Here is a 26,168-nt window from a genome sequence, read left to right as displayed (position 1 = left end):
CAGCTTGGAAGATAACAGTAAAATACTATCTACCACGTAATAAATCTGGGGGAAATTCTATGGATTCCATCGTACGTTTTTTTCAAGAAGGCGGCGTATTTATGTACCCGATTGGCTTCATCATGGCAGTAGGTGTTGCCATTGCACTGGAGCGTTTGATCTATTTGACAAGAGAAAAATCAAGTAATCGCAAGACGTTTGATGAAATCCTGCCAATGCTTGAAAGCCGTGATATGCGTGCGGCTCTGAACTATGCCAATGAGTCCAGCACCAAACTGGGCGATATCTTCTCTGCTGCCATTGCTCGTATTCCTGGCAGCCAACGTCGCGAAGAAATCGAATATGCTCTTGAAGAAGGCTTGATGGAAGCTGTTCCACAGCTTGAAAAACGTACTCAATATGTTGCCACCATGGCAAACATTGCCACCTTGATGGGACTGCTGGGTACCATTATGGGTCTGATCGCGGCCTTTACCGCGGTTGCCAACGCAGCTCCGGCAGAAAAAGCCACGCTGCTGTCACAAAGTATCTCGGTTGCGATGAACACCACCGCATTTGGTTTGATGGCTGCTATTCCGCTGCTGTTGCTGCATACCTACCTGCAAACCAAAACCAATGAAATTGTCGACAGCATTGAAATGGCCGGAGTGAAGTTCCTGAACATCATTACCGAGCGCAAGCAAGGTCAATCCACTACCGGCAACAAGTGAGATGTAATTTCCAATGAGACGCCAACGCAATCAAGAACAGGCGGAGCTCAACGTTACATCTTTTATGAACCTGATGATCGTATTGGTACCAGTACTGCTGATGAACATGGTGTTCTCACAACTGGCCGTAATCGATCTCAAGTTGCCGGCGGGCGATCAGCCTACTGTTGTAGACCCAAAAGATGTGACGCTAGAGGTCATCATCCGCTCAGACAGCATACAAGTTTCTCATAGCTATCTGTTGCAGACGGTGGTGCACGCGACATTCCCGAAGGAAGAAGGCGCAAGCTATGACCTGGAAGGACTGTCAACCATCCTGCAAGAGATCAAAAAAGATCCTGTATTTGCTCAAAAAACCGACATCAGCCTGCTTCCTGAAGCAGGAATTGATTATCAGACTCTGGTATCAGTGATGGATGCGGTTCGTATATACCCTGCCGTTGTTGTAACGTCAGTGGTTGATGCAGCCCTGTTCCCTGATATTTCTCTGGGTGCAGCACCTGACCTGGCGACCACAACGGAGGTGACACAATGAAGAAGACGTCCCGCCGCGCCAAGCGCATGGATCGCAACCATAAGCGCAAGAAAGGGGAAGCAACTCTTAATCTGACGTCGCTGATGGATATTTTCACCATTCTGGTATTTTTCCTTATGGTGAACCAGAACGACGTGAAAGTTGAAGATAGTGAACAGATTGAGCTGCCGAACTCCATTGCTGAAAACACGCCAGACGAAAATCTGGTCGTGATGGTGAACAAGCAAGAGATTCTGGTTCAGGGTCGGTCTATTGTTACCATACCTCAGGTTGAAGCGTCTGAAGGTGAAACCATTGATGCACTCCTTACCGAGCTGCAGTATATGGCCGAACGTTCACCTCTCTCACCAGAACTGCTGGAGTTGGGTCGGTATATCACCGTTGTGGGTGACAAAGACACGCCATACGCTTTGCTGAAGAAAGTAATGAACACATGTTCAAAAGCAACTTTCAGTAATATTTCTCTGGCCGTCAATAAGGTCGATGGGGGTGCCCCATGAGTGAAGCCCTCGTTAATCGACACGAGCCGATCTTACCCTGGGTAGATACTGGCGGTAAGCGTTACATCTCGATTCTGGTGATAGCCCTGCTGTTCACAACAGTACTGGGTATTCTGATCCCGATGATGGATGTACCGGAACCGGATCGGAGTGAGTTGGAAAAGATCCCACCTGCACTGGCAAAATTGCTGGAACAGAGGAAACCAACGCCGCCACCGCCACCGCCGCCACCGCCGGAAGAGAAAGTAGAAGAACCAAAACCGGAGGTGCCTAAACCTGAAGTTGCCGACGTACCGAAGCCTAGGCCCAAGCCTGTACCCAAGGTAGAAGCCAAGCCAGAAGAACGTAAAAAAGCTCAGGAGAAGGTAAAAGAAGCACTGGGTAGTGATGCTCTGAACTCGTTGGCTGCTTTGGCAGCTGCCATTCCGAACGTCAAGCTGGATACCAGCAGTGCGGCTTTGAGCAACGTTGGTAGCACCGCAGTCAGTGCTGGTAGTGTTGTTGATCCGAATGCTGTCATTGCCTTAAGCGGTATTGATGAGTCAACCCTGACAGCAGCTACCAGTGGCGAGCAGCTTGGTGAACGTACGACAACGGCTGTTGCAGTTTCCAGCGAAGAAATTCGCAAGACAGAGGAAGCCGGCAGCAATCGGACTCAGGAAGAAATGCGTTTGGTGTTTGAAACCAGCAAACAAAGCTTCTTCAATGCCTATCGCCGAGCTCAGCAGAAAGACCCTACGCTGGCAGGTACCGTGGTATTGGCTCTGAAAATTACCCCTTCGGGTACAGTTCAGTCGTGTGAAATTGGTCGCAGCGAGCTGAACGATGAAGCTCTGCATAAACGTCTGCTGTCACAATGCCGTCGTATGCGATTCAAGGATCGTCCGGAAGTCGAGGTGACCAGTGTTGAGTTCCCCATCAACTTTGTCCCGTAATAACCGGATACTGTACGTTGCATAAGAATAAGGGCTGCATTTGCAGCCCTTATTTGTTTTTGTTGTTTGCTGTATTCAACCCGACCTATCCATACCCGGACTGCCATTTTCCTTCAGAATTGTTATGCCAGCTCAGCCTCGTTACCACGGCGTTCAAGCCAGATCTTGCGATCACCGGCTCGTTTTTTGGCTAGCAGCATATCCATCAATTCCAGTGTCTCGGAGGTTTGCTGTACTTCTTCTTCTGGATCATCTTCTTCCAGCACCAATTGCACCAATCGACGGGTATCCGGATCCATGGTCGTTTCTCGCAGCTGCATCGGATTCATTTCACCCAATCCCTTGAATCGTTGCACGTTGATCTTGCCACGCTTTTTCTCTGCGCCGATACGCTCGAGAATGCCACTGCGCTCGGCCTCATCCAGCGCGTAATAGACATCCTTGCCAATGTCGATCCGATACAGAGGAGGCATTGCCACATACACATGACCTTCGGATACCAGTGCCGGGAAATGGCGTAAAAATAGCGCACACAACAAGGTCGCAATATGCAAACCATCCGAGTCAGCATCAGCCAGTATGCAGACCTTGCCATATCGCAAGCCGGAAAGATCATTCGAGCCAGGGTCAATACCCAAAGCAATGGCAATATGATGGACTTCCTGTGAGGCCAGAATCTGATCCGAATCGACCTCCCAGGTATTAAGAATTTTGCCGCGTAGCGGCATGATCGCCTGAAATTCCCGGTCCCGGGCCTGCTTGGCAGAACCACCGGCGGAGTCACCCTCGACCAGAAACAACTCCGTCCGCTCCCCATCCTGTCCGGTACAGTCCGCCAGCTTGCCAGGAAGTGCAGGGCCTTGGGTAATCTTTTTGCGAGCTACTTTTTTCGATTTGCGTAATCGGCTTTGAGCGCTACTGATCGCCAGCTCTGCCAACTGCTCCGCAGCAGGAATGTGGTCATTCAGCCATAAGGCAAACGCATCTTTCACCACACCAGAAATAAAGGCCGAGGCTTCCCGTGAAGACAGTCGCTCCTTGGTCTGTCCAGCAAACTGGGGATCGGTCAACTTGGCTGAGACAACATAGGAGCAGCGTTCCCACAAATCATCCGGCGTCAGTTTGATGCCTCTTGGCAGCAGATTGCGGTACTCACAAAACTCCCGCAAGGCATCCAACAATCCTGAACGGAAGCCGTTGACGTGTGTGCCACCCTGAGCTGTAGGAATCAGATTGACGTAGCTCTCTTGCAATAACTCACCTCCCTCCGGCAACCAGTGTACCGCCCAATCAACTCCTTCACTGGGGCCTGACATAACACCAGTAAAAGGGGTTGTGGGTAACACCTCATAACCACTGGCGGCACTTACCAGATAATCCTTGAGGCCATCTTCGTAATACCATTCCGCATTATCGGCACTGTCAGGAGCCACAAAGACAATACGCAAGCCCGGGCATAACACCGCTTTCGCCCGTAATACATGCTTCAGCCGTACAATAGAAAAGCGAGGGCTATCAAAATACGATTCATCCGGCATAAAGCGCACGCTGGTACCGGTTTTTTTCTTGCCGCAACGGTCAACCACCTGCAAGTCGGTTACCTTATAACCATCCTTGAAGCCGATGCGGTGCACCTGGCCATCTCGCCAGATTGTCACCTCCAATGCCTTGGACAAGGCATTGACAACCGAAACCCCAACACCGTGCAACCCACCAGAAAACTGGTAACTGTCGTTAGAGAACTTCCCTCCGGCATGCAGCTGGCCAAGGATTAACTCAACACCAGAAACGCCATGTTCCGGATGGATATCTGTTGGCATACCTCGGCCGTCATCCTGTACTGTCATGGAGCCATCAGCATGCAATGTGACATCAATACGCGAGGCATGGCCAGCCAGAGCCTCATCCACCGAATTATCAATCACTTCCTGAGCCAGATGATTAGGACGCGTGGTATCCGTATACATGCCCGGACGTTTGCGCACCGGATCCAGTCCACTCAGAACTTCAATGGATGCGGCGGTGTATTGACCAGATGTTTTGCGGGTGTCAGACATGTTGACCTCTGTTAACGGTACGGCAGGCACGGAGTATACCCAGCCATCGGGTATCATTCACCCGCCGCTCAACGCAACCGGAAACGGTGGCTGACAAATGCCATAATGCGCGGCAAGAACTGTTGATAACTATCAAATCCATGAGAACCACCGGCCTGGTTCCATCCCGGACAAGCCCGATACAAATCAGCCGCGTAGCGATAATCCAGCGTCTCATCGGCCGTTTGCAACAGCAGCAACATATCCTCAGGATAGGCAATCTCAGTTACTTCCAATGCAACCAGCTGCTGGAGATATGACTCTGTCACTTCAAACGTCTCACCACTATGGTAGTGCTGATGAGGGCCAAGATAATGTCGGAACAACTGATGAGGCCTAACAGCAGGGTTAACCAGAATGGCTGGAATTTGATAGTTCTGTGCCAACCAGGTCGCATAGAATCCACCCAGAGAACTGCCAATAACAAACACATGTTCATGGCGCTGCTGCAGTTGCTGCAGTTGATCGGCGGCCTGTGCGATGGCTTCTGCCGGGGCAAAGTGCAATTCAGGTAATCGTAATGATGCTTCCAGGCCTTGCTGCCGAAAATAGGCCAGAGTTTCTTGCGCCTTCAGCGACTGTGGTGAACTAAGAAAACCATGTAAGTACAAGCATCCAATGCTATCGAGGGTAATCACGGTCAAGAACGTTCCTGAACAAGAAGGGGCGTCAGTATCCCTTAACCGAATAATCGACTTCAAACTCTATATGCTCAACCCGCTTGATATCGCTCTCGATACGGCCATCAGGCAACAGATCCAGCCAGCGAAACCCCGGGCTCAATCGATCGATGGTAAATTCATCCGTCCTGGGGGCAAACTGGACACACGTCGAGGGTGTCGATAACAAGCGTAAATCACCCTCTATCTGATCACTTTCCTGATGCACATGCCCCCAGAGCAATCCCCGTACATTGGAGAAACGCGAGACAATCGCCATCAGATCCCCTGCGTTACGCAGACCGATACTGTCAATCCAGCGACAATCCATAAACACAGGGTGATGGTGAAAGCACACCAGCGTATGCAAATCAGGGGATTGCGTCAGGATCGCTTCCAACCGGGCCAACTCGCTGTCAGCCAGCTCACCGTACACCTGCCCGGATACGCTGCTGTCGAGCATAATCACTTGCCAGTGCGGTGTGCGCAGTATGCGATCTTGCAGTGTTGTACCAGCTGTGACAGTCGCCATTGCCGTGAGGTCGTCATGATTGCCGGGAATCCAGAAACTGGGTATTGCCAAAGGCGCGAGTTCAGCCTGTAAGCAGCGATAGGATCCAATGCTGCCATCCTGGGAAATATCCCCTGTGACTAGCATGGCATCAGCGTTCAGGTGTCCAGCACGAATAATGTCCAGAACACAGCGCAAGCTGTCCAGCGTATTCATGCCCAACAAGTGGCCGCTTCTCAGAGCACACAAATGGGTATCTGTAATCTGGATCAACCGGAAAGTTGATGCTCTATCAAAAAAGACCAAACGCCACTCCCATCAAATAACAGGCGATCCAACAACCGAGATTCCCTACACGCCGTCAGCTGGAGAATGACTTCCAGAACTCAAAGCCACTGACTGGTCAATATGTCCGAATTTCATACAATGTTCCAGCCAGTCAGCCAGAAAGCGGTTTAACTGCGTTTTTTCATCAGGCAGCCGCATCTGGTCATTCGGATAATCATATCGCCCTTCACCAACCCGCTCGTTCTGATAACCAATCACTTCCGCCATGCACACATCATGATACATACGAACCGTCATGACTGGCGGAGCAACCCAGCGCTTGGCCTCATCCATCTGAGACACTTTCAACATCGTGGTATAGCGGTGATTTTCCTCGATTTTAACGGATATTCTGCTGGCAGGCTGCGAGCCATTACTCATGCTGTACGCATGTTCCACTCCTACAGTGTGATCTGTCACTAGTTTTTGCAGCCGGGCATAGTTCGCTTGCCCCAAAGAAGACAAGACCGTGAGGTCAGGAATATAACGCTGTCGTATACGGTTGTTCATAATCACAATCAAGGTGATACAGTCGATAAAGCCAATACCCGGTTAGTACTGACTTAGCTCACTGTGATGAATTTTCATCCATTGCAGCGCGATAATAGTGGCCGCGTTGTCAATTTCTCCAGCTTCGAACGCCTGCCAGGCGTCCTCAAAACTCATGGGCCGCAGCCGGATATCTTCATGTTCTTCTGGCAGTCCATGAATCCCTTCAACACCCCGACTGTCCAGTAATCCGCAAAAGAGATGCACCCGCTCACTGGTACCACCAGGAGAAGACCAGTAGCTGCAGATAGGCAACAATCGCTCAAACCGACAGCCGGCCTCTTCCATCGTCTCACGGGCAGCGACATCTTCCACCGACTCACCGGCTTCTACCATGCCCGCCACCAACTCGGTCAGCCAGGGCGTATTATCCGCACCGATGGCCCCTACGCGAAACTGCTCCGTGAAAACCAACACATCCCGTTGCGGGTCATATAACAGCACGCACACCACTTCGCCGCGTTCAAACAACTCCCGACTGAAGGTGTCGGTCCAGCCACCGGCGAATGTTTTGTGCCGCAACCACAACCGCTCAATACGGAAAAAGCCCTGATACGCCACTTCTTTATGCGTTAATTCCCAGTCCTTATGGCCAGGAGTCGATTTGTTATTATCCATGCTTGACCTGACTATATTACTCAACAAGAATACTTAAGCTTCGCGGGAGGCACGCACTGTTCTGAACGCATGCACAATGCCAAGACAGCCCATCAGTTTTTTTCTGATAGACTCAATGGCAGTCTATTTTCCAGGATTCAGCAAAGGTTTTGTCATGAAAAAACTGCTTTCCATCTCAACCCTGGTACTTGTATCCAGTATCGCTACCGCGAGTGACCTTAGCACCATTTACCGCCAAGCGGCCAGCAACGACGCTGAAATCGCCGCTGCCAGAACAGAGCGGGAAGCAAATGGCTACAATGTGACGATTGCTCGTGGTGCCATTTTGCCACAAGCCCAGGCCAGCTATAGCTATACCCATTATGATGTCGAAGCTGAGAGTGCCAGCATCATCAGTATCATTAATAACAATGACTACTCGGTATCAACCAGCACCGCCGATTATGAACTGGGCGCGCTGCAGCTGTCCGCCTCCCAAACCCTGTTCAATCTCAACAGCTGGTACACCTATCAAGCTGCCAAAACCATAGACAGTAGCTACGAATCCCAACTGCAACTGGCGGAACAACAGTTGCTGCTCCGTACGGCACAGGCCTATTTCAATATATTGCGGGCAGCAGATAATCTCGAAACAGCCAAAGCAGAAGAACGTGCCGTCAAACGCTCACTGGAACAAACCCAGCAACGCTTTGATGTTGGCCTGATTGCCATTACCGATGTCCATGAAGCACAGGCGATTTATGACCTCACCTATGTCAACTTGCTGAGCCTGCAAGCCGCCCTGGATATCAGTTATGAGGCATTGGAAGTCCTGACCGGCCAACGCTACGATCAGGTTGCCAGCCTGCAGGATGACATCAGCATGCAAATGCCAGCCCCGGCAGATGTTTCCAGCTGGGTTGAATCCGGCCTGGAAAAATACGCGGGCATCCGTATGGCGATTGCGCAAAAAGAAGGGGTTCGCCTGCAACGTAACGCAACCCGTTCCAACCGTTTGCCAACCGTCGACCTCAGTGCCAGTTACACCATCTCGGACGTGGCACCCACTTACACCACCGATCCAACCGACTCAACCGTTGGCACCATTGGCCTGACCGTATCCATGCCGCTGTTTACCGGTGGTTCTCTGTACGCACAAAGCAAACAGTCGGCCAGCAATCTGGCAACCGCTGATTATCAGCTCGAGCAGCAACGTCGCGGTGTAAAACAGAATATCCGCAGCCTGTTTCGTCAGCTGCAGACCAGCGTGCAAAATATCGATGCCCGCAAACAATCCATTACCTCGGCTGAAAGTGCTCTGAAAGCCACAGAAACTGGCTACCAGGTAGGAACCCGTAATATCGTTGAAGTGCTGGATGCCCAAAAGAACCTGTTCAGCGCCCAACGCGACTACGCCAATGCCCGCTACGACTACATTATCAACCTGCTTAACCTGAAATTTTATGCCGGTACTCTGAGCGAACAGGATATCGATGTATTAAACAGCTGGCTGGAAAGCTAGCTCTGACAGGGCAAACGGGTCATACCGGTTCCTGTCATCCATATCCATAGCAGACAGACAATAAAAAGCCGGAACAACTTTCCGGCTTTTTATTGTCTGTCTTTTTTATCGTCGCACAGTAATCAGGACTTTTTCTGCGGCCGCTGCCAACCATCGATATTGCGCTGCTTGCCCCGTGCAATCGCCAATTGCTGATCAGTCACTTCCCTGACAATCACAGACCCGGCACCAATCGTGGTGTTGGCACCGATCTCGACCGGTGCCACCAGGGCTGAATTGGAACCGATAAAGGCATTATCCCCGATACGCGTCGTTGCCTTGTTCACCCCATCGTAATTACAGGTAATGGTACCAGCACCGATATTCACACCGACGCCAACATCGGCATTACCGATATAACTGAGATGGTTGACCTTGGAGCCGGCTCCGATACGTGATTTTTTTACTTCGCAAAAATTGCCAACCTTGGCACCGTCGGCCAGCTCCGCCCCCGGCCGTAACCGGGCATAAGGACCAATGGTACATGTCTGCGCCACGGCCGCGTCATCGAGATGACAATAGGCCTCAACCTGGGTTGAGGCCGCCAACTGGCTGTTTCGTATCACACAATAAGGACCAATACTGACGCCGTCTCCCAGCACGACATCACCTTCAAAAATACACCCCACATCAATCGACACATCCTGGCCCACCGTCAGTGAACCCCGAATATCCAACCGTGCCGGGTCGGCCAGCGCCACCCCGAGCCGCATCAGCTCATCCGCTTGCTGTCGCTGAAACACCCGTTCGAGACCGGCCAGCTGCAAGCGATCATTCACCCCCTGCACCTCGTGCCCATACTGGGGATGAATCGCCCGTACCGCCGTACCTTCCGCCACCGCCAGCGCAACAATATCCGTTAGATAATACTCACCCTGCACATTGCTATCTGACAAGAGCGGCAACCAACGCTTCAGATGACTGGCTGCCACCGCCAGAATACCGGTATTCACTTCCCGGATAGTCCGTTGCTCTTGCGTCGCATCCTTGTGTTCGACAATCGCCTGAATATTGCCACTGTCATCCCGTACGATACGGCCATAACCCGTCGCATCCGCCAGCTCGATCGTCAGCAATGCCAACCCGCCGGTTTGTTCGGCCGATGCGTGAGTCTCCGCCAACAGAGCAGACAAGGTTGATGTGCTAATCAGCGGCACATCGCCATACAGTACCAGTACGACAGCGTCATCCGGCACTTCGGGCATCGCCTGGGCAACCGCATGGCCGGTACCTTGCTGCTGTGATTGCATGACCCAGCAAACATCTTGTGTCATCGCGGCCTGCACCTGTTCTGCCCCATGACCAATCACCACATACTGACGCGCACCGGCCAGTTGACTGGCACTGTCGAGCACATGCTGCAACATCGGCTTGCCAGCCAGCGGGTGTAACACTTTGGGTAAATCGGATTTCATCCGAGAACCCTTGCCTGCGGCCAGGGTAACAATTGCTAGCGGGAGATCGATCGAAGAAGAGGGCTGAGACATGATGAGTGCTCGCTTACCGGGTGGCTACCTGAATTAAGCATCATTCTAGCAGGTTGTTGCAGCGCGCTTCCAAAACGCAGTTGGCTGAATATCAAACCCGCCGCCTCAAGCAAGGGTCATCCACGCAGGGAATTGCCGGGTCTGCGCCATAAGCCCAAACCCGGGGTAAAACAACGATCAGCCATGATTATTCATGGTGGTGATCGGATTCATGATGATGGTGGTGATCACTCGCTTCGTCTTCCGGATCATCCGGGCCCGGCGACGCTTTGTCGATCTCGGTTTCCCACTCCAGAACACCGGCCTTATCCATTGCGACCGCTTCCAGACAAGTCCTGGCGCGGTGTGCCATATCCATCAAGAGTGCAGGATAGGCATCGCTGGCAATCTCGACTTGCAGTCCCATCGGATCCAGTTCACCACGACCGACCGTAATGCCTTCAACAATACGATCCACCAAGGCCGGTGAGAATTCCGGTTCACTGAAGACGCAGACCACCTCGCCACTCATTAACTGTGAACGCATGGTCTGCAAGGTGCGGATACCCGGCTTCTGTTCCGGGCTAAGGGTGAAATAACCCACCTGGTTCAAGCCCAGTGCCGCGACCCAATGGTCGTAAGCGCGATGAAAAACAAAAAAGCCACGCTGCCGCACAGGGGCCAACAGGGTTCGGCTTTCGGCCACCGCCAGATCGACGGCTGCCGCAAAAGTTGCCGAATCTCGCCCGACCTGCTCTGCCAGCTGCTGCTGCGCCAACTTCATAACGCTGGGCGACAGCCACCAGTGGGGGTCCTGAATCGGGCTGTCTTGCCCCAGTTCCGCCACGTTGATCCATATTTTGTCGGGCCAGCGGTTGGCAAAGCCTTTCAGGTACGGCTCAGTCACCGGCCCGGCCCACAGAATAATGTCAGCATTCTGGATCAGGTCGATATCCGAAGGGCGCAGGGCAAAATCATGGGGTGTCATCCCCGGAGGCACCAGCACATTCAGCCGCTCTGCCGGAACGACAGAAGCCGCGACCAGCGCCAGCGGGTGCACACTGGCCAACACGGATGGCATCCGGCTTTCGGATGTAAGGGCATCGTCCATATCTGCAGCGGCAAACGCTGGTGTGGAGGCGCCAAGAAGTACCAATAACAGTAAAAATATCACTTTGTTCATTGTGTCTCGTTCAGTCTTTCGTAATATTGCAACATTATAACCTAAGGTTGACCTTCCATGAGTCAGAATGTGTACCAACCCCACAATCATTCGCATTGTGTCGCCAATGCGCTGAGCCAGGCCCAATCCTTGTGCCATGACAAGGGAGCACGCCTGACCAAAGTCCGCCAACGGGTGCTGGAACTGATCTGGCAAAGCCATAAGCCGGTTGGTGCCTATGAACTGCTGCCAGCCCTCGCCAATGATGGCTTCAACTCTGCACCTCCGACGGTGTACCGGGCACTGGATTTCTTGCTCGATCTGGGACTGGTACACCGGCTGCATTCATTAAATGCCTATGTAGGCTGTAATCATCCGGGAGCCAATCACCCAGTGTGTTTTTTTATCTGTGAACACTGTGGCCAGGCCCAGGAGCTGCCCAACGACAAGCTGAATGCATTAACCCGACAAGTCGAACAGGTGCTGGGAGTGCAGGTGCACCACCAGTTGACCGAACTGACCGGCTTATGCCCGAGCTGTCAGCCAGCATCTGGGGAAACCACGGCCAATGATCATGCCTGATCGTCCTCTGCTATTAAAAGCGACTGGTTTGAATCTCAAGCGTCGTCATAAACAGGTGCTGACGGATATTTCCCTGGAGCTGCACGCCGGCGAGATTCTGACCCTGATCGGCCCTAATGGCTGTGGTAAATCGACCCTGATCCGTATTTTACTGGGGCTGGAGAAAGTCGACTCCGGCTCCGTTTGGCGTCGCAAGCCGCTGACGATTGGTTATATGCCACAGCATCTGCAACTGGAACCAAGGTTGCCTCTCACCGTACTCGGTTTTCTGCGTCTGGCTCGCAGTGCCCAGGACAGTGCCATTCATGGCTGGCTCAATCGCCTGGGTATTCAGCTCCTGGTCAATCAGGATATCCAGGACTTGTCCGGTGGCGAATGGCAGCGCGTCTTGCTGGCCCGGGCCCTGCTGCTGAAACCCGACCTGTTGGTACTGGATGAGCCTGTGCAAGGGGTAGACGTCCAGGGGCAGCATGAGCTCTACCGGCTGATCCCAACATTGCGTGACGAACTCGGCTGTGGGGTGCTGATGATTTCCCACGATTTGCATCTGGTCATGGCAGCGACGGATGAAGTGATCTGTATGAATGGCCATATTTGTTGTTCCGGCCATCCCGACCTGGTCTCCGTCAGTGATGCTTACCAACAACTGTTTGGCCAACGTACGGCGCCAATCGCTCACTACACCCATCACCATGACCACCAGCATTGCCTCGTTGGCCATACCGATGACGACTCAACAGCGGAAACCCGCCAGCCATGAATGCACTGATGATATCTTACTGGTGGTTAATGCCATTACTCAGCGGCTTGTTGCTCTCCTGCGTCACCGGGCCTCTGGGCAGCTTTGTTGTATGGCGACGCATGGCGTTTTTCGGCGACACCCTGGCCCATGGCGCGCTGCTGGGCATTACCCTGGGTGTGATTTCCGATATCAACCCGACCCTGGCCTTGCTGCTCAGCTCGGTGGTACTGGCCTTGTTACTGTATCCGATGCAACGTATTGCCTCTCTGTCTTCGGATACGTTACTGGGGATTATTTCGCACAGCATGCTGGCCGTTGGACTCGTCGTTCTGAGTCTGGCCCATGATGTGCGAGTGGATCTGATGGGTTATTTGTTTGGTGATCTACTGGCTGTCACCAGCACCGATACACTGATGGTAGCGATAGCGGCTGTAATCTGTATCGGCCTGATTATCTGGCAATGGCGCGGCTTGCTGGCAACGACTGTCAGCCCGGAGCTGGCCGCTATTGATGGCTACCCGGTGGCTCGACTGCAATTATTACTGATTCTGATGCTGGCGCTGGTGATTGCCCTGGCCATGAAAATTGTTGGCATTCTGCTGGTCAGCGCCATGCTGATTATCCCGCCAGCAGCAGCTCGCAGTTTATCCCGCACCCCTGAGCAGATGGCCCTGTTCGCCAGTCTGATCGGGTTGGTATCGGTACTGATGGGCATGTCGGCCTCGTTCTGGTGGGACACCCCCGCTGGCCCCAGTGTTGTCGTCGCGGCCACCCTGCTGTTTGTTGCCAGCACCGCCGTTAACCGGCGGTGAGGTTCTTTTCGTATCGTACTGTAACGTACTGTACCGGGCCAATATCCGCCATTTTGTTATCTATCAACAATAGCCGTCAAAATCGGGATTAAGCGGTCAGGCCGGAATGGCGGTTCGATATAACCACGAAACTGCCAATCCGCATCGACCAGCATCAGGTTGGCCGAATGATCCATCAGATACGGTGCATCACCACGATCAACCCTGGCATAAAATCCGTTGATCTCCTGCGCCAGCAATGACAAGGCCTGGGGATTACCCGTCAGCCCTACAAACGCTGGATTAAAATATTGCAGGTAAGGTGCCAGACTGGCCGGCCGGTCGCGCTGAGGATCTACCGACACAAAGACCACTTCCAGATGCTGAAGCGTCTCGTCAGGCAATGCCTTCCACACCCGATTCAGGTCCGCCAATGTGGTCGGGCAAATATCCGGACAGAACGTATAGCCAAAAAACACCAGCTTCCAGCCAGAGGAGAAACTGCGCTGATCACGCCGCTCACCATGCTGGTCAATAAATTCGAAGTCTGAAACTGGACTGCCGCTCTGAAATAACATCATGCCACTGGTAGAACCCAATCGAGTAGCAGGGTCGGTCAGACGAGCTGCCAATGTGCCCACTACAGCCGATACAGCCAACACCACGAAGAGTAAGATAGCGCCGAGACGAGACGCTGAAGACACCCGGTTGTTCATTGTCATTCTCCTGTTTCTGAGTATTGAGTATATCAGTCATGCCATTGACACCTGCTGCGCCTGCGACTGGCTGGGCCGCGACACAAGGTCGCATTCTGACCATTGCCTGGCCAGTTATGTTAAGCAATATCACCGTCCCGTTACTGGGACTGGTCGACAGTGCCATTCTGGGGCATCTACCTGATGCAGCGTATCTTGGTGCGGTGTCGATTGGCGCTCAACTTTTTACACTGCTGTGCTGGAGCTTCGGTTTTCTGCGCATGGGCACAACAGCCTTGACAGCTCGCAGCCGCTCGGCCACAGAGCAGGTTGATGTGTTGGGGCATGCATTCTGGCTGGCCATCCCTCTGAGTGCCATTATTGGCCTGTGTGGCTGGTTGCTGTTACCTCTGGTGATTCCCTGGATGGGAGCCACTCCTGCCGTATCAGATGGCGCCCAGCTGTACCTCAGTATTCGGGTGATCTCGGTACCGGCTGTTTTTGCCCAATACGCTCTGCTGGGCTGGTTTATTGGTCGAGGCCAGACCCGCGTACCACTGATCATCATGACCATCACCAATCTGGCCAACGGCAGTCTCGACGCCCTGTTTGTCTATGGTATGGATATGACCACCGACGGCGTGGCTCTCGGTAGCGTGATGGCTGATTATATCGGTCTTGCCACCGGTCTCTGGTTTGTTTTGCGACAAACAAACAGTGCCGATCAACCCCTGCTCCTCCGGGCCAAACAGTATTGGCTCCAGCGCCCTTCCTGGCAGCAACTGCAACCCATGATCCGCATCAACCACCAGCTGTTTGTCCGTACCTTGACCCTATTATTGCTGTTTGCATTTTTTAACGCCCAGGGGGCACGTCAGGGAGAGCTGATTCTGGCGGCCAACAGCCTGATCATCACCTTACTGATGCTGATTTCCAATGCCCTGGATGGCATCGCTCACGCCGCGGAAAGCCTGACCGGGCAAACCCTGGCACAAGCGTCTGCCAGTCAAACCACACACAAGTCGCCCCCACCCAATCAGTCGCAGCAGGATCAGTCTGCCAATGTTCGTCGTATCATTCTGATTACTGGCGTCAATTCCGTATTACTCGCCGTATTGCTGAGCCTGCTTTTTGCCGCAGCAGGCAGCTGGTTATGGCCACTGCTCACTGATAACACGGCACTGCTGCCTCTGCTGGACGAGTATCAAATCTGGCTGGTCGGATTACCTCTGGCAGGCTTCTGGAGTTATTGGCTGGATGGTTTGTGTATCGGTGCCGGGGCCACTCATACCATGCGTAATGCCATGTTGGCTGCAGCCTTGCTGGTCTTTATGCCGCTCTGGTGGCTGACCACGGATCTGGGTAATACCGGCTTGTGGCTAAGTTTTTACGCCTTTCTGTTGGCCCGGGCGGTATTTGTGACCCGGTTCGCAATTCAGCTCTATCGCCAACCTGTCTCTTTCGCACCGGCCCACTAATCGACTGGCCAGTTTGCCAATCTTGTCTATACTTTTTTTATCAGCTCAATTTGAAATCAGTAAGTATTTGATTTTATTGATATAAAAAGAATCAGAGGTGAAAATGACACCCATGGCCCACCGCCTGCGAGAACAGCACAACCACCTGCCTGCATCGGAACTGGAAATGCGTATTACTGCCAACCTCAATAATCTGAGCCGTATTGTCCACCTCGCCAGCGAGGCCGCTGTCAGCCAACTATCCCAATACAGTATGGCTTACTGTGTTTACCAGCGCCTGATCCAGGACCAGCTTGAGCAACGGGCGCCACGTCTGTATCAGCGTATCGAACACAACTTGCCCTACCTGGATCGCTCGCTCCCGGCAAACACCTCTGCCAATATGGTCTCACTATGCCACGCCTATTTTACCCTGAGGATGCTGGAAGCCTGCAGCGATGCGTTTATTCATCACCATGGCCGGCCCTTGCTGGATCATGACCCGTCAACCGCCAATATTGTGATTCATACGCTACTGGGGGACGATGCGCTCCGGATTGACGCACAAGTCGATGCATTGACCTACTGCCCGGATCAGTTGGTGCGCCAATATCCCGCGATCGCCACAACCCGCTCAACCATCACCCGCATCTGCCAACCCTGGCCTTGTCTGTCGGCCAAACTAGGTACCCCGAGCCAGTTACTCTAGCGCGGGTGGCTGATCGCACGGGCTGCCATGAGCTGTAATCGCTCAACAATAAATTTCTGTAACGCCTGAATTCTGCCACTCCCACGCATATCCTTGTGGTACACGAACCACATATACGACGGCTCCATTACAACGCCAAAGTCGACCTGCTGCAGTGACGCATCACGACTGCCTATCCGTTGCAGAGCCCCCACCGGGCCAATGCCCATCCCTGCCGACACCGCAGAGTGAATATCGGTAAAGCTGTTGCTCTCAAACACAATTTGCCGGCTATCCAGGGCTGCCAACAATTGCCGAATACCGGGAATATGCCGCTTGTTACCCGATGGCAACACCCATTGATGACGATTCACATCAGCCAGCGAGGCCGGCATGCCATAACGCTGGATATAACGGTCGGCGGCGTAGAATTCCATCTCAACCGGTAACAGTTTCCGTGCAATCAAATCCGGCTCTTGTGGCTGCTGCCCCATCCGGATCGCCACATGCACATCACCACTGGCCAGCGACATCTTATCGTCCGTTGCCACCAGCTGAACCCGGGTTTGTGGATACTGCTCGCGAAAGTCATGCAACAAGGGGGCAAAAAACAACGAAAAATCCGACACCGTTGAAATCCGCAACGTCCCTGGTGGCGATGCATCAAACGCCGTCAGACTCGTCTGCAGTCGCAGCATTTCATCAGCAACCGGTTGCATACGTTCCCGCATCAGTTGCCCGGCATCGGTGAGTCGATAACCTCGCTGATGGCGGATAAACAGCTTTACCCCTAACTGCTGTTCCAGGCGTGAGAGGCGGCGCAGCACGGTCGAGTGATTCACCCCCAGTTGCTCCGCGGTTTGACTCAACGTCCCGATTTCCGCCACTCGATACGCAACGTATAAATCGTCCCAACTGAAGCTATCTTTTTGCACAGCTTATTACTCCCATCCCTTTAGTTCTGTGCATTTTTGCACAATAGTTGTCGAGTAATCGCTCTGTTTGGCGTATTCAATTGTACGTAATGTATAGCGTTATCATTTACCTTGAAAATGGCGACATCAGCACTCCCTGATGCAGTGCCGAATCAACCCGAGCTGAACAGAGAACCTGCCATGATCCTAAATACCCCGAATCGCTACGGACTGGTTGCCATTGCCCTGCACTGGCTGATGGCGCTGGGAGTGATTGGCATGTTCGGGCTTGGCCTTTATATGGTTGAGCTGACCTATTACGACAACTGGTATCACGGCTCGCTGGAATTTCATAAAGCCGTGGGCGTGCTGTTGGCGCTGGTCTTTCTTGCCCGACTGATCTGGCGTCAGCTCAACACCGTCCCCACCGGTCTGGCGGACAAGGCCATTGCAAACAAAGCCGCCCATTGGATGCACTTGGGTTTGTATCTGGTGATGGCGGCGCTGTTTGTCAGCGGCTACCTGATTTCGACCGCCGATGGCCGGGCGGTGGACGTTTTTGGTCTGTTTTCTGTGCCCGCCACCCTCACAGACCGCGGCAGCCAGGAAGAAATTGCCGGACAGATTCATGAGCTGCTGGCGTGGTCACTGGCCGGCATGGTGGCGCTGCATGCCCTTGCAGCCCTGAAACATCATGTCATCAACAAGGACAACACCCTGAAACGCATGCTGCGGCCATAAGACCGACAGCATCCATACACGCGATTGAATACACCATTTAATGAACGACTGACGATCCCCGGATCAAGGACCCCACTATGAAAAAACTGCTTATTGCTCTGTCCGTATCTGCCGCGGCCATGACCGCTACCGTCGCCAACGCGGCGGAGTACATTGTGGATACCAAGGGTGCCCATGCCTCCATCCAGTTCAAGGTCAAACACCTGGGTTACAGCTGGCTGACCGGCCGCTTTAATACCTTTGAAGGCAACTTCGACTGGGACAAAACCAAACCGGCGAATACCGAGATCGAAATCAAGATTGATACCGCTTCAATCGACTCCAACCATGCCGAGCGTGACAAACACCTGCGCAGCAAAGACTTCCTGTCTACCGACCAGTACCCCACAGCGTCGTTCAAAAGCACCGGTTATAAACCAACAGGGGCTGGCACTGGCGAACTGAGCGGTGATTTTAATTTCCATGGCGTCACCAAAAGCATTACCTTTCCAGTCAGCCAGGTTGGTGAAGGTGATGATCCATGGGGTGGCTACCGTGCCGGTTTCAGTGGCTCAACCACGATCATGCTGAAGGACTACAAAATGGATGGCCCGCTGGGGAATCTGCCCGTCGATCTGGAGCTGTATATCGAAGGTATTCGTCAGTAAGACAACGGGATACCGGCTCCTGTTGCAGGAGCCGGTATCTGTTTTAGCGCAACCGCTCCGCCAGGGTTTTGGCCAATTCCTGTTGCAACTGGTCGGCCACAGCACTCGCAGCCCCCTGCCAGGCCTTGGTTTCCAGCCCGGATACACCTCGCGCTGTGTCACTGAATGACGACAACACCCGGCTCTGACTATCCGCAATGGTGATACGCGCCTGCACAAAGGCATAAAAACGGCCGCCCTGCTGCCGCGAACTGCGTTCAGCACTGACCGCAAAAACCAGATCGGTATTACCCTGGGTCTGTACCCGCAAGCCCTGTGATGCCAGCGTTTCGATCAGTTCACCCTGCATCAGGCGGGCATCGTCATTGTCAAAGGATATCCGTACCGTCAACTGATCCAGCAAGCTATAAACCCGTTGCTGCAAGGCTTGATGCTCTGCAGACAGTGCCGGGATCTGATGCTGGACACTGACCAGCCCGAGTTTGTCAGCAAAGGCCTGGCGCTCAGCTATCAGCCCCAATACCGGCAACATCACACGCAGCTGCTGCAAGGTATCGCCTTGCGGCGCAACATCGGTGTACTGGTCCAGCTGCTGTTCTATTTCCGACATCTGCTGGCGCAAGCGGGCTGCTGCCGCGGTGCGATCCAGTTCTGCCAACGCGTAAGCATAACCGCCCGCGACGGAGGCATCGGTAATCGTTACCTCGTCCAGCTGTACCTCGGCCACCTGACTGCGGGCGTATTGACTGACATTACGCTGCACCCGGGTTTCCTTGTCGCTGCCTGATGTTTCTGTCACCGTCGACGAAAAATCACCGCTGATTGTCACCCGTAACTGGCTAACCAGATCAACCCGCGCCAGCTCGCTGGCACGCTTGATGGCACTGACCGGGTCACCATACACCTCGATACTGCCAACCCCGTACGCCATCCCGGCAGCAGAAGGTGGCGTCAGTGCCCAGTCCGGCATGCCGTCTGGCCGCTGGCCGGTGCTGGTCTCCGCCAGGCTGTCTGTTGTTTGCCTGGGCGTGGAGGCACACGCCACCAGCAGCAGACAACAGCTTGCCGCCGCCAGGTTTTTGAACATCGAGAGGCGTGTTTGATTAGTCATGAATTACAGCCCGAATGACGACTTTTTCTGATATTTCTGAATCTTCTTCTGACCATTCCAGACCTCGATATTGGACTCCATATCGATCAGTTTCAGATCCACCTGATAAAAAGTGACACGCTCTTTATCGGCCTGGTCCACGATCGAATTCAGCGTCCCGGACAGCGCATAATCCGCGGCTTTTTCTTGCCCTTGAGACTTGGCGTCCTTGGCATTCAGCTCCTGATCCGAACGTTCATCCCGTACCGATTCACGCTCTTCGCCACTCGCCACAAAACTGGCTTTACCGGAGCGGATAATGCTGCGCTTGATGTCGTTGATAAAGGTATCGACGGCAATATGCTCGTGGGATTTATTGCTGATACGCTGGATAATCACCGTCGGGTTGCGACCATGATCCATTTCAAATTCGGTCGCCCAGGGGAACGACACCATGTCGGTCACCATTTCTTCGGCCACCAGGCGAGAGTCGGTCGCATTCCAGCGATCACTCAAGGCGATCTCTTCGTTGCTGTCGACCCGCTTGACTTCGGTACTGCCACAACCACTCACTGTAGCCGTGGCAAGTACCACACAACCGAGTAACACCGTCCGTGGTGATGTGATCAACGGGGACGTGCGAAATCTACTAAACATGGTCATCCTCTCCCTTTTCGACAACTATTTGCCGGTCTGAATTGATCATCGGCGCACTGCCAACCATAACAGGCGCCGATTATTTGCTTGTTGATATATTCCCCAGCGACCGTACCTGCCACAAGGCAATCTCGCCCGCCTGTAATGTCATCCGGGTTTGATGACGGTCGACCACTCCAGGTTCCAGTGTCGACGTCAGTGTCAGTTCATTATCGCCAGCGGGCAGCATCACCCGGCGGATACGAATATCGTTGGGCAACAGCAACCAGCTGCGGGTTTCCGCGGCTTCGGTTAATTGCGCGGCCATTTTGCCAATAAACGACACCAGCCCCTGTGAATCCACACTGTCACCCACCGCCTGGGCCGAGACGGCTTTCAAGGCTGAGCGCGCCAGTGCTTGCTGGATGTCTGCCGAAGAGTGCAGCAAGCGTTGCTGCAGTGCCAGCTGGGCTGGACTGGCCGCCTTGTCCATCACCAACGACTGCTCCTGACCGGAAGTGTTCACCGTCAAGGTAGAGCCTCCCAATGGCGTGATACGTCGATAGTAAGGCACGGTTACCCGTAACGAAGAACCAATCGCCTTGTCGAGACCGAGGCTTTCCAACTGTTGCCAGGCCGGCCCGAGCAATATGGTCTTGGTAAACGGGCTAAAGCTGAAACCATACTGCGTGCCATCCAGGTACGCCGTCAGGATGTTGTAAACACCCTTGTCGGAGTAGAGCAAATAGAACCAGGCCCAGGCATCCGAGTCATTGGCCAACAAATAGGGCTGCAGCTTGAGTGAACGGGTATACGGGTCGGCCCACATATTGACGTTGAGTTCTTCCAGCTCCGGGGCCAGCCCTTTGTGTTCAATCACAACCACCTGCGCCTGCTGCGGATCAAACTGCTCCAGCTGCTGACGCTGGGCCGAGGTCAGCTTGTCCTGTTTCAGGCGCGCCAGTTCGGAATCGTAGCCACCAGCCAGGGCCATCATCCGGGCACTATCCAGCCAGGCTTGCTGAGCCATGCCGTTACCCAGCCGATATTGTTTGGCGTAGCCCTGCTCATAGGTTTCCGCGGCGCGCTGGTAGCTGATACGGGCGTCATCGTACTCGCGATTCATTTCAAAACTGAGGCCGGTGAGGTAATGCGCCAACGCATCATCTCGATACGTGAGGTTATCTTCGTTGATCACACTGCCGGATAACGCACTGAATACGTCGTTCAGCAGCGCGAGCGTACCGCTGTCCTGTTCGGCTTGCTCGGCGTAACTGCCCTGCTGGTCTCGCATATCATTCAGTTTGAGAATCAAGCGCCGCGCTTCAACCCGGGCACCATCCAGGGCATCCAGGCGTTCATTACGACCTTCCTGCCCAGCGGCCAACGCCAGATAGTTCAGTGCCTTGAAATAATTGATCAACAGTTTTTCGTGGGGTTGGCCAGCGTAGTCCGCCTGCCGGGCATTACTGAACATTGCCAGTGTGCTGTTTACCAGGCTGGTGGTTTCCAGCTGTTCACTGATACGTTCAGCCTGTTCGAAGGCCTGATTGCTGCCGCGATAATCGGCATTCAGGTGGCGGATCACGCCAAGTTCGAGGTAATAGAGCAAGCGGTCGCTGCCGCCAGGAGAAAGCGCCTGCTTGAGCTGCGCTTCTGACGCAGCAAAATTGCCTTGCTTGACGTCTTCCAATACTGCGCCCAGACCGGCCCCATACGTGGCGCAGCCTTGCAGCAACAGCAAGAATAATATCGGCAATATATTGCGCACCTGCCACTTGATCACAACAAACGACTCCGTGTTGGAAGATGGCCAGTCTAACCATCCCGATCGCCGTGACCAAGTTTAAAATGCGTTTCCTTACGTATACACACAGACCCGAGGCTCATTGCCAGCTCCCGGGTACAGAACTCAGGGGTCGGGGGTCAGACCGATAATTTTGAGCGGCTGCTCTTCATCATCCAGCAGTGCCTTGCCATCCAGCGGCGAGACCCGGGTGGTCAGCTCGGTCGCCAGGTTGTTCTGTTCATCTTCCAGCACCTGTTCCGAAGTGGTTTGGGTATAGCCACAACTGACACATTCGCGGACTTCTTCACCGGCTTCATTGGTGAACATCACCAGCCGGTCCATTTCAGCACATTTGGGGCATACCGCCCCGGCAATAAAGCGGCGTGGACGTCGAATTGCAGTCATCAGGCAATCTCTTCTTCAGTAGCGGATTGTGACAGGTCGATACCACAGTGACGCAGCAAGGGTTCAACCGATGGCGCCCGGCCCCGGAAGTTTTCGAACAACTGCGCCGCTGTGCGGCTGCCGCCCTGGCTGAGAATTTCATCAAGAAAACTCAAGCCGGTGTGTTTATTAAAGATCCCTTCTTCTTCGAAGCGGGAAAAGGCGTCGGCACTTAATACTTCCGCCCATTTGTAGGAGTAATACCCGGCAGCATAACCACCGGCAAAAATATGGGTAAAGCCATGCTGGAAACGACTGAACGGCACGGTTGGTACCACGGTAACCTGGCGACGCACATCGTCCAGTAACGCCTGGACATCGGCACCCTGCTCACGAAATTCGTGGTGCAAACGGAAATCAAACAAGGCAAATTCAATTTGCCGCATGGTGCCCATCGCGCTCTGGAAGTTTTTGGCAGCCAATAACTTATCGAGCAATGCTTTTGGCAACGGCTCACCGGTTTGATAGTGTCCGGAAATAAACGCCAGCGCCTCTGGCTCGTAACACCAGTTCTCCAGAAACTGGCTCGGCAGCTCCACGGCATCCCAGGCAACCCCGGAAATACCACTCACCGCCGCCACATCCATACGCGTCAGCATATGGTGCAAGCCATGACCAAATTCGTGGAACAGCGTGGTCAGTTCATCATGGGTCAACAACGCCGGTTGCTCGCCCACTGGTGGAGTGAAGTTACATACCAGATACGCCACCGGCAATTGCAGCCCGGTACTGGTATGACGCCGGGTACGGCAGACATCCATCCAGGCACCGCCGCGTTTTTTCGCCCGGGCGTACAGATCCAGATAAAAAGACGCCAGATGCTGGCCGTCTTTGTGAATCTCAAAAAAGCGGACATCCGGGTGGTAACGGTCAAACGTCTGCTGTTCCACAAACTCCAGCTCGAACAGCCGTGAGACGGTTTCAAACATGCCTTTGATGACAGTATCAACCGGCAGATAAGGACGAATATCTTCCTGCGACAAGGCATAACGCTGCTGCCGCAGTTTCTCGGCGTAGTAGCCAACATCCCAGGGTTGCAAGTCATCGGCGCCATATTCTTCCAGCGCAAACTGCTTCAGCTCGGCAATTTCACGCTCCGCCTGAGGCTTGGCTTTTTGCGCCAGATCGTTCAGGAATTCCAGCACCTGATCCGGAGTGTCAGCCATTTTGCTGGCCAGCGACAACGCCGCGTAGCTTTCATAACCCAATAATTGGGCCTGCTCATAACGCAGTTGCAGGATTTCCAGCATCAGGGCGGAGTTATCAAACTCACCCGCATTTGGGCCCACATCGGATGCCCGCGTGACGTTGGCGGTGTACACCTCACGGCGCAACTCACGATTGTCGGCGTAGGTCAGCACCGGGTAAAACGAAGGAAAATCCAGTGTGATCAGATAACCTTCCAGTTCTTTCTGCTGCGCCAGTTGCGCCAGCAATGACTTGGCACTATCCGGCAGCCCGGCCAGCTCGGCCTCATCCGTAATCTGTTTATGCCAGGCGTGGGTGGCATCCAGAACGTTCTCGCTGAACTTGCTGGTGATTTCCGACAAGCGCTGGCTGATAGCACCAAAACGCTGTTTTTTCTCGGCGGGCAAATCGACACCCGCCAGGTGAAAATCCCGCAATTCGTTATTGATGGTGGTTTGCTGCTGGACACTCAAGGTGGCAAATTCGTCCGACGCTTGCAGCGCTTTGTAGGCATTACACAGTTCTGCATTCTGGCCGACTTCAGTGCTGTACTGACTCAATAACGGCAGGCAGGCGTTATAGGCTTCCCGCAGTTCATCCGAGTTATTCACGCCATTCAAATGACCCACCGGCGACCAGGCCTTGCTCAGTTCGTCATCCCACTGCTCCAGTGGTGCCACCAGGGTGTCCCAACCAGGGGTTTCACCCGATGTCTTGAGGTCGGCCAGCAATTGCGCCATGCGCTCACGATTGCGGTTCAGCAGGAATTCAATAGCAGGCTGTACATGCTCAGGCTGAATCGCCGAAAACGCAGGCAACAGCGAATCTTCAAGCAAAGGATTGGTCATGAATAGTCATCCGTAATCGAGAGGGCAATACACAGAGTATTTGGGGCAAGTAGCCACAATTCAAGCAGAATCCTGTAACGATATATTTTGACTATGAAGACAATCGCCCCGCAACCACGTCAAGCGACGCTGGCCGCAGGGCAATGACCGCTCAGGCATCCATTGATGGATAGTCGGTATAACCCTCTGCCCCTGAGGTGTAAAAAGTGTCCGGATTCGGTGTATTCAGTTCCGCACCGGCTTTGACCCGGGCTGGTAAATCCGGGTTGGCCAGCAAACCGGTACCAAAGGCCACGGCATCAGCGTGACGGGTACTGAGGGTTGCCGCCGCTTCTTCCGGGCTGTAGCCCATGTTGACGATCAAGGAGCCGTTGTAATACTCACGAGCCACGGGCACGACGTCGGCGCTTTGAATACCAAAAAAATCCGCCCGCATAACGTGTAAATACGCCAGCTGGTAGCGGTTCAGCCCCGTCGCCAGATATTGCATCCAGCCCAGCGGGGCACTGTCACGCATGCTGTTAAAACTGTTTAGTGGCGACAAGCGCAACCCCACTCGACCACTGCCGATTTCTGCGGTGACAGCATCCAGAACGTCGAACAACAGCCGAGCCCGGTTTGCCAATGAGCCGCCATACGCATCCGTTCTCTGGTTCGAACTGTCCCGCAGAAACTGATCTATCAGATAGCCATTGGCACCGTGTACCTCCACACCATCAAAACCCGCACGGATGGCATTGGCTGCCGCCCGCCGGAAGTCTTGCACAATATCGGCAATCTCAGTGGTGGTTAATGCTCGGGGCACGGTATAGGGTTGCTTGCCTTCCGGGGTATGCACCTCGTCTTCGATTGCAATGGCACTCGCCGACACGGCTTCTTTACCATGATTGAGCAAAGGATGAGCAGCACGACCCGCGTGCCAGATCTGCATAAACACCTTGCCGCCACGGGCATGTACGGCATCAGCCGTTTGCTTCCAGGCATCCACTTGCTCGGCAGCATACACGCCGGGGTCATTTCCAAACGCCGACGTTCCTTCCGTGACCATCGTGCATTCTGTAATCACCAGACCAGCACTGGCCCGTTGTCCATAATATTCCGCCATTAATGCATTCGGCAGATGACCTACAGCCCGGCAACGGGTCAGTGGTGCCATCACAAAACGGTTAGCCAACTCAATGTCACCCAGTGACACTGGCGTAAACAACACATCCAGATTCGACATAAACAAGACCTCTAGAGAATGGTGGGGAAGCGCTAATATAAGTACAGTAAAGACGTGTTTCACCCACCCGACCCGAGACACAT

At 53.6% G+C, this 26,168-nt stretch carries 27 protein-coding genes; 12 read left to right on the top strand and 15 right to left on the bottom strand.

Features of this window, described 5'->3' with window-relative positions:
* The first annotated feature begins 59 nt into the window (after positions 1-59).
* Genes Q4551_RS01325 through Q4551_RS01310 form a run of 4 tightly spaced genes read left to right on the top strand, consistent with a single transcriptional unit; the run spans position 60 to position 2,680 of the window.
* Positions 60-710, top strand: coding sequence for a MotA/TolQ/ExbB proton channel family protein (locus tag Q4551_RS01325; RefSeq protein ID WP_303431324.1), 651 nt, complete (start codon positions 60-62; stop codon positions 708-710).
* Between the two features lie 13 nt (positions 711-723).
* Positions 724-1,245: a biopolymer transporter ExbD gene (locus Q4551_RS01320; RefSeq protein WP_303431323.1), complete on the top strand. Its 522-nt coding sequence runs from the start codon at positions 724-726 to the stop codon at positions 1,243-1,245.
* The gene (locus tag Q4551_RS01315; protein ID WP_303431322.1) at positions 1,242-1,745 is read left to right on the top strand and encodes a biopolymer transporter ExbD; all 504 of its coding nucleotides are present in this window, start codon (positions 1,242-1,244) and stop codon (positions 1,743-1,745) included. Before Q4551_RS01320 ends, Q4551_RS01315 begins: the two co-directional genes overlap by 4 nt.
* The gene (locus Q4551_RS01310) at positions 1,742-2,680 is read left to right on the top strand and encodes a TonB family protein (protein ID WP_303431321.1); all 939 of its coding nucleotides are present in this window, start codon (positions 1,742-1,744) and stop codon (positions 2,678-2,680) included. The genes Q4551_RS01315 and Q4551_RS01310 overlap by 4 nt, the downstream gene beginning before the upstream one ends.
* A 122-nt stretch (positions 2,681-2,802) precedes the next feature.
* Here Q4551_RS01310 and parE read toward each other — a convergent pair whose 3' ends face one another.
* The 5 genes from parE to Q4551_RS01285 all read right to left on the bottom strand — a co-directional run bounded on the left by parE (position 2,803) and on the right by Q4551_RS01285 (position 7,440).
* Entirely contained in the window at positions 2,803-4,737 is a 1,935-nt protein-coding gene (parE, locus tag Q4551_RS01305) for a DNA topoisomerase IV subunit B (RefSeq protein WP_303431319.1), read from the bottom strand.
* A 68-nt stretch (positions 4,738-4,805) separates the two neighbouring features.
* Positions 4,806-5,414 carry a YqiA/YcfP family alpha/beta fold hydrolase gene (locus Q4551_RS01300; protein WP_303431394.1) on the bottom strand — a complete coding sequence of 203 codons (609 nt, stop codon included), beginning with the start codon at positions 5,412-5,414 and terminating at the stop codon, positions 4,806-4,808.
* A gap of 31 nt (positions 5,415-5,445) precedes the next feature.
* A complete protein-coding gene (gene cpdA, locus Q4551_RS01295) occupies positions 5,446-6,252 on the bottom strand; it encodes a 3',5'-cyclic-AMP phosphodiesterase (protein ID WP_303431318.1) in 807 nt (268 codons plus the stop codon).
* A gap of 45 nt (positions 6,253-6,297) precedes the next feature.
* A complete protein-coding gene (locus tag Q4551_RS01290) occupies positions 6,298-6,783 on the bottom strand; it encodes a DUF1249 domain-containing protein (RefSeq protein ID WP_303431317.1) in 486 nt (161 codons plus the stop codon).
* A gap of 42 nt (positions 6,784-6,825) precedes the next feature.
* A complete protein-coding gene (locus tag Q4551_RS01285; RefSeq protein ID WP_303431316.1) occupies positions 6,826-7,440 on the bottom strand; it encodes an NUDIX domain-containing protein in 615 nt (204 codons plus the stop codon).
* Positions 7,441-7,594: 154 nt separating this feature from the next.
* On the opposite strand from Q4551_RS01285, the gene Q4551_RS01280 reads away from it, so the two are divergent.
* Positions 7,595-8,941, top strand: coding sequence for a TolC family outer membrane protein (locus tag Q4551_RS01280; protein ID WP_303431315.1), 1,347 nt, complete (start codon positions 7,595-7,597; stop codon positions 8,939-8,941).
* Positions 8,942-9,063: 122 nt separating this feature from the next.
* On the opposite strand, the gene glmU is transcribed toward Q4551_RS01280, so the two are convergent.
* On the bottom strand, positions 9,064-10,467 hold the full coding sequence (gene glmU, locus Q4551_RS01275; RefSeq protein WP_303431314.1) for a bifunctional UDP-N-acetylglucosamine diphosphorylase/glucosamine-1-phosphate N-acetyltransferase GlmU: 1,404 nt from the start codon (positions 10,465-10,467) through the stop codon (positions 9,064-9,066).
* A 187-nt stretch (positions 10,468-10,654) separates the two neighbouring features.
* Positions 10,655-11,629, bottom strand: coding sequence for a metal ABC transporter solute-binding protein, Zn/Mn family (locus Q4551_RS01270; RefSeq protein ID WP_303431313.1), 975 nt, complete (start codon positions 11,627-11,629; stop codon positions 10,655-10,657).
* Between the two features lie 57 nt (positions 11,630-11,686).
* On the opposite strand from Q4551_RS01270, the gene Q4551_RS01265 reads away from it, so the two are divergent.
* Genes Q4551_RS01265 through znuB form a run of 3 tightly spaced genes read left to right on the top strand, consistent with a single transcriptional unit; the run spans position 11,687 to position 13,744 of the window.
* Complete coding sequence (locus Q4551_RS01265; RefSeq protein WP_303431312.1) at positions 11,687-12,190, top strand: Fur family transcriptional regulator; 504 nt, start codon at positions 11,687-11,689, stop codon at positions 12,188-12,190.
* Complete coding sequence (locus Q4551_RS01260) at positions 12,183-12,950, top strand: ATP-binding cassette domain-containing protein (protein ID WP_303431311.1); 768 nt, start codon at positions 12,183-12,185, stop codon at positions 12,948-12,950. The genes Q4551_RS01265 and Q4551_RS01260 overlap by 8 nt, the downstream gene beginning before the upstream one ends.
* The gene (znuB, locus tag Q4551_RS01255; RefSeq protein WP_303431310.1) at positions 12,947-13,744 is read left to right on the top strand and encodes a zinc ABC transporter permease subunit ZnuB; all 798 of its coding nucleotides are present in this window, start codon (positions 12,947-12,949) and stop codon (positions 13,742-13,744) included. Before Q4551_RS01260 ends, znuB begins: the two co-directional genes overlap by 4 nt.
* Before the next feature lie 56 nt (positions 13,745-13,800).
* Here the strand turns inward: znuB and Q4551_RS01250 are convergent, their stop codons facing one another.
* Positions 13,801-14,439, bottom strand: coding sequence for an SCO family protein (locus Q4551_RS01250; RefSeq protein ID WP_303431309.1), 639 nt, complete (start codon positions 14,437-14,439; stop codon positions 13,801-13,803).
* A gap of 38 nt (positions 14,440-14,477) precedes the next feature.
* On the opposite strand from Q4551_RS01250, the gene Q4551_RS01245 reads away from it, so the two are divergent.
* Together Q4551_RS01245 and Q4551_RS01240 are read left to right on the top strand one after the other, a co-directional pair.
* Positions 14,478-15,896 carry an MATE family efflux transporter gene (locus tag Q4551_RS01245; RefSeq protein WP_303431308.1) on the top strand — a complete coding sequence of 473 codons (1,419 nt, stop codon included), beginning with the start codon at positions 14,478-14,480 and terminating at the stop codon, positions 15,894-15,896.
* A 97-nt stretch (positions 15,897-15,993) separates the two neighbouring features.
* On the top strand, positions 15,994-16,584 hold the full coding sequence (locus Q4551_RS01240) for a hypothetical protein (RefSeq protein WP_303431307.1): 591 nt from the start codon (positions 15,994-15,996) through the stop codon (positions 16,582-16,584).
* On the opposite strand, the gene Q4551_RS01235 is transcribed toward Q4551_RS01240, so the two are convergent.
* The gene (locus Q4551_RS01235; RefSeq protein WP_303431306.1) at positions 16,581-17,498 is read right to left on the bottom strand and encodes a LysR family transcriptional regulator; all 918 of its coding nucleotides are present in this window, start codon (positions 17,496-17,498) and stop codon (positions 16,581-16,583) included. The genes Q4551_RS01240 and Q4551_RS01235 overlap by 4 nt on opposite strands.
* 180 nt (positions 17,499-17,678) lie before the next feature.
* Between Q4551_RS01235 and Q4551_RS01230 the strand changes: the two genes are divergently transcribed.
* Complete coding sequence (locus Q4551_RS01230) at positions 17,679-18,218, top strand: cytochrome b (RefSeq protein WP_303431305.1); 540 nt, start codon at positions 17,679-17,681, stop codon at positions 18,216-18,218.
* A 77-nt stretch (positions 18,219-18,295) separates the two neighbouring features.
* Complete coding sequence (locus Q4551_RS01225) at positions 18,296-18,865, top strand: YceI family protein (RefSeq protein WP_303431304.1); 570 nt, start codon at positions 18,296-18,298, stop codon at positions 18,863-18,865.
* A 43-nt stretch (positions 18,866-18,908) separates the two neighbouring features.
* Here the strand turns inward: Q4551_RS01225 and Q4551_RS01220 are convergent, their stop codons facing one another.
* The 6 genes from Q4551_RS01220 to Q4551_RS01195 form a co-directional block, all read right to left on the bottom strand.
* On the bottom strand, positions 18,909-19,976 hold the full coding sequence (locus Q4551_RS01220; RefSeq protein ID WP_303431303.1) for a hypothetical protein: 1,068 nt from the start codon (positions 19,974-19,976) through the stop codon (positions 18,909-18,911).
* Positions 19,977-19,979: 3 nt separating this feature from the next.
* A complete protein-coding gene (locus Q4551_RS01215) occupies positions 19,980-20,612 on the bottom strand; it encodes a penicillin-binding protein activator LpoB (protein WP_303431301.1) in 633 nt (210 codons plus the stop codon).
* Between the two features lie 79 nt (positions 20,613-20,691).
* Positions 20,692-22,377, bottom strand: coding sequence for a hypothetical protein (locus tag Q4551_RS01210; RefSeq protein ID WP_303431299.1), 1,686 nt, complete (start codon positions 22,375-22,377; stop codon positions 20,692-20,694).
* 126 nt (positions 22,378-22,503) lie between these two features.
* Positions 22,504-22,785, bottom strand: a complete 282-nt coding sequence (locus tag Q4551_RS01205) for a YheV family putative zinc ribbon protein (RefSeq protein WP_303431298.1) — start codon at positions 22,783-22,785, stop codon at positions 22,504-22,506.
* Positions 22,785-24,860 carry an oligopeptidase A gene (prlC, locus tag Q4551_RS01200; protein WP_303431297.1) on the bottom strand — a complete coding sequence of 692 codons (2,076 nt, stop codon included), beginning with the start codon at positions 24,858-24,860 and terminating at the stop codon, positions 22,785-22,787. The genes Q4551_RS01205 and prlC overlap by 1 nt, the downstream gene beginning before the upstream one ends.
* A 151-nt stretch (positions 24,861-25,011) precedes the next feature.
* On the bottom strand, positions 25,012-26,085 hold the full coding sequence (locus Q4551_RS01195) for an alkene reductase (RefSeq protein WP_303431296.1): 1,074 nt from the start codon (positions 26,083-26,085) through the stop codon (positions 25,012-25,014).
* Positions 26,086-26,168: the final 83 nt, after the last annotated feature.

The sequence above is a fragment of the Oceanobacter sp. 5_MG-2023 genome, from assembly GCF_030548165.1.
Lineage (GTDB): Bacteria > Pseudomonadota > Gammaproteobacteria > Pseudomonadales > Oceanobacteraceae > Oceanobacter.
This window is presented reverse-complemented; position numbering and strand designations above follow the sequence as displayed.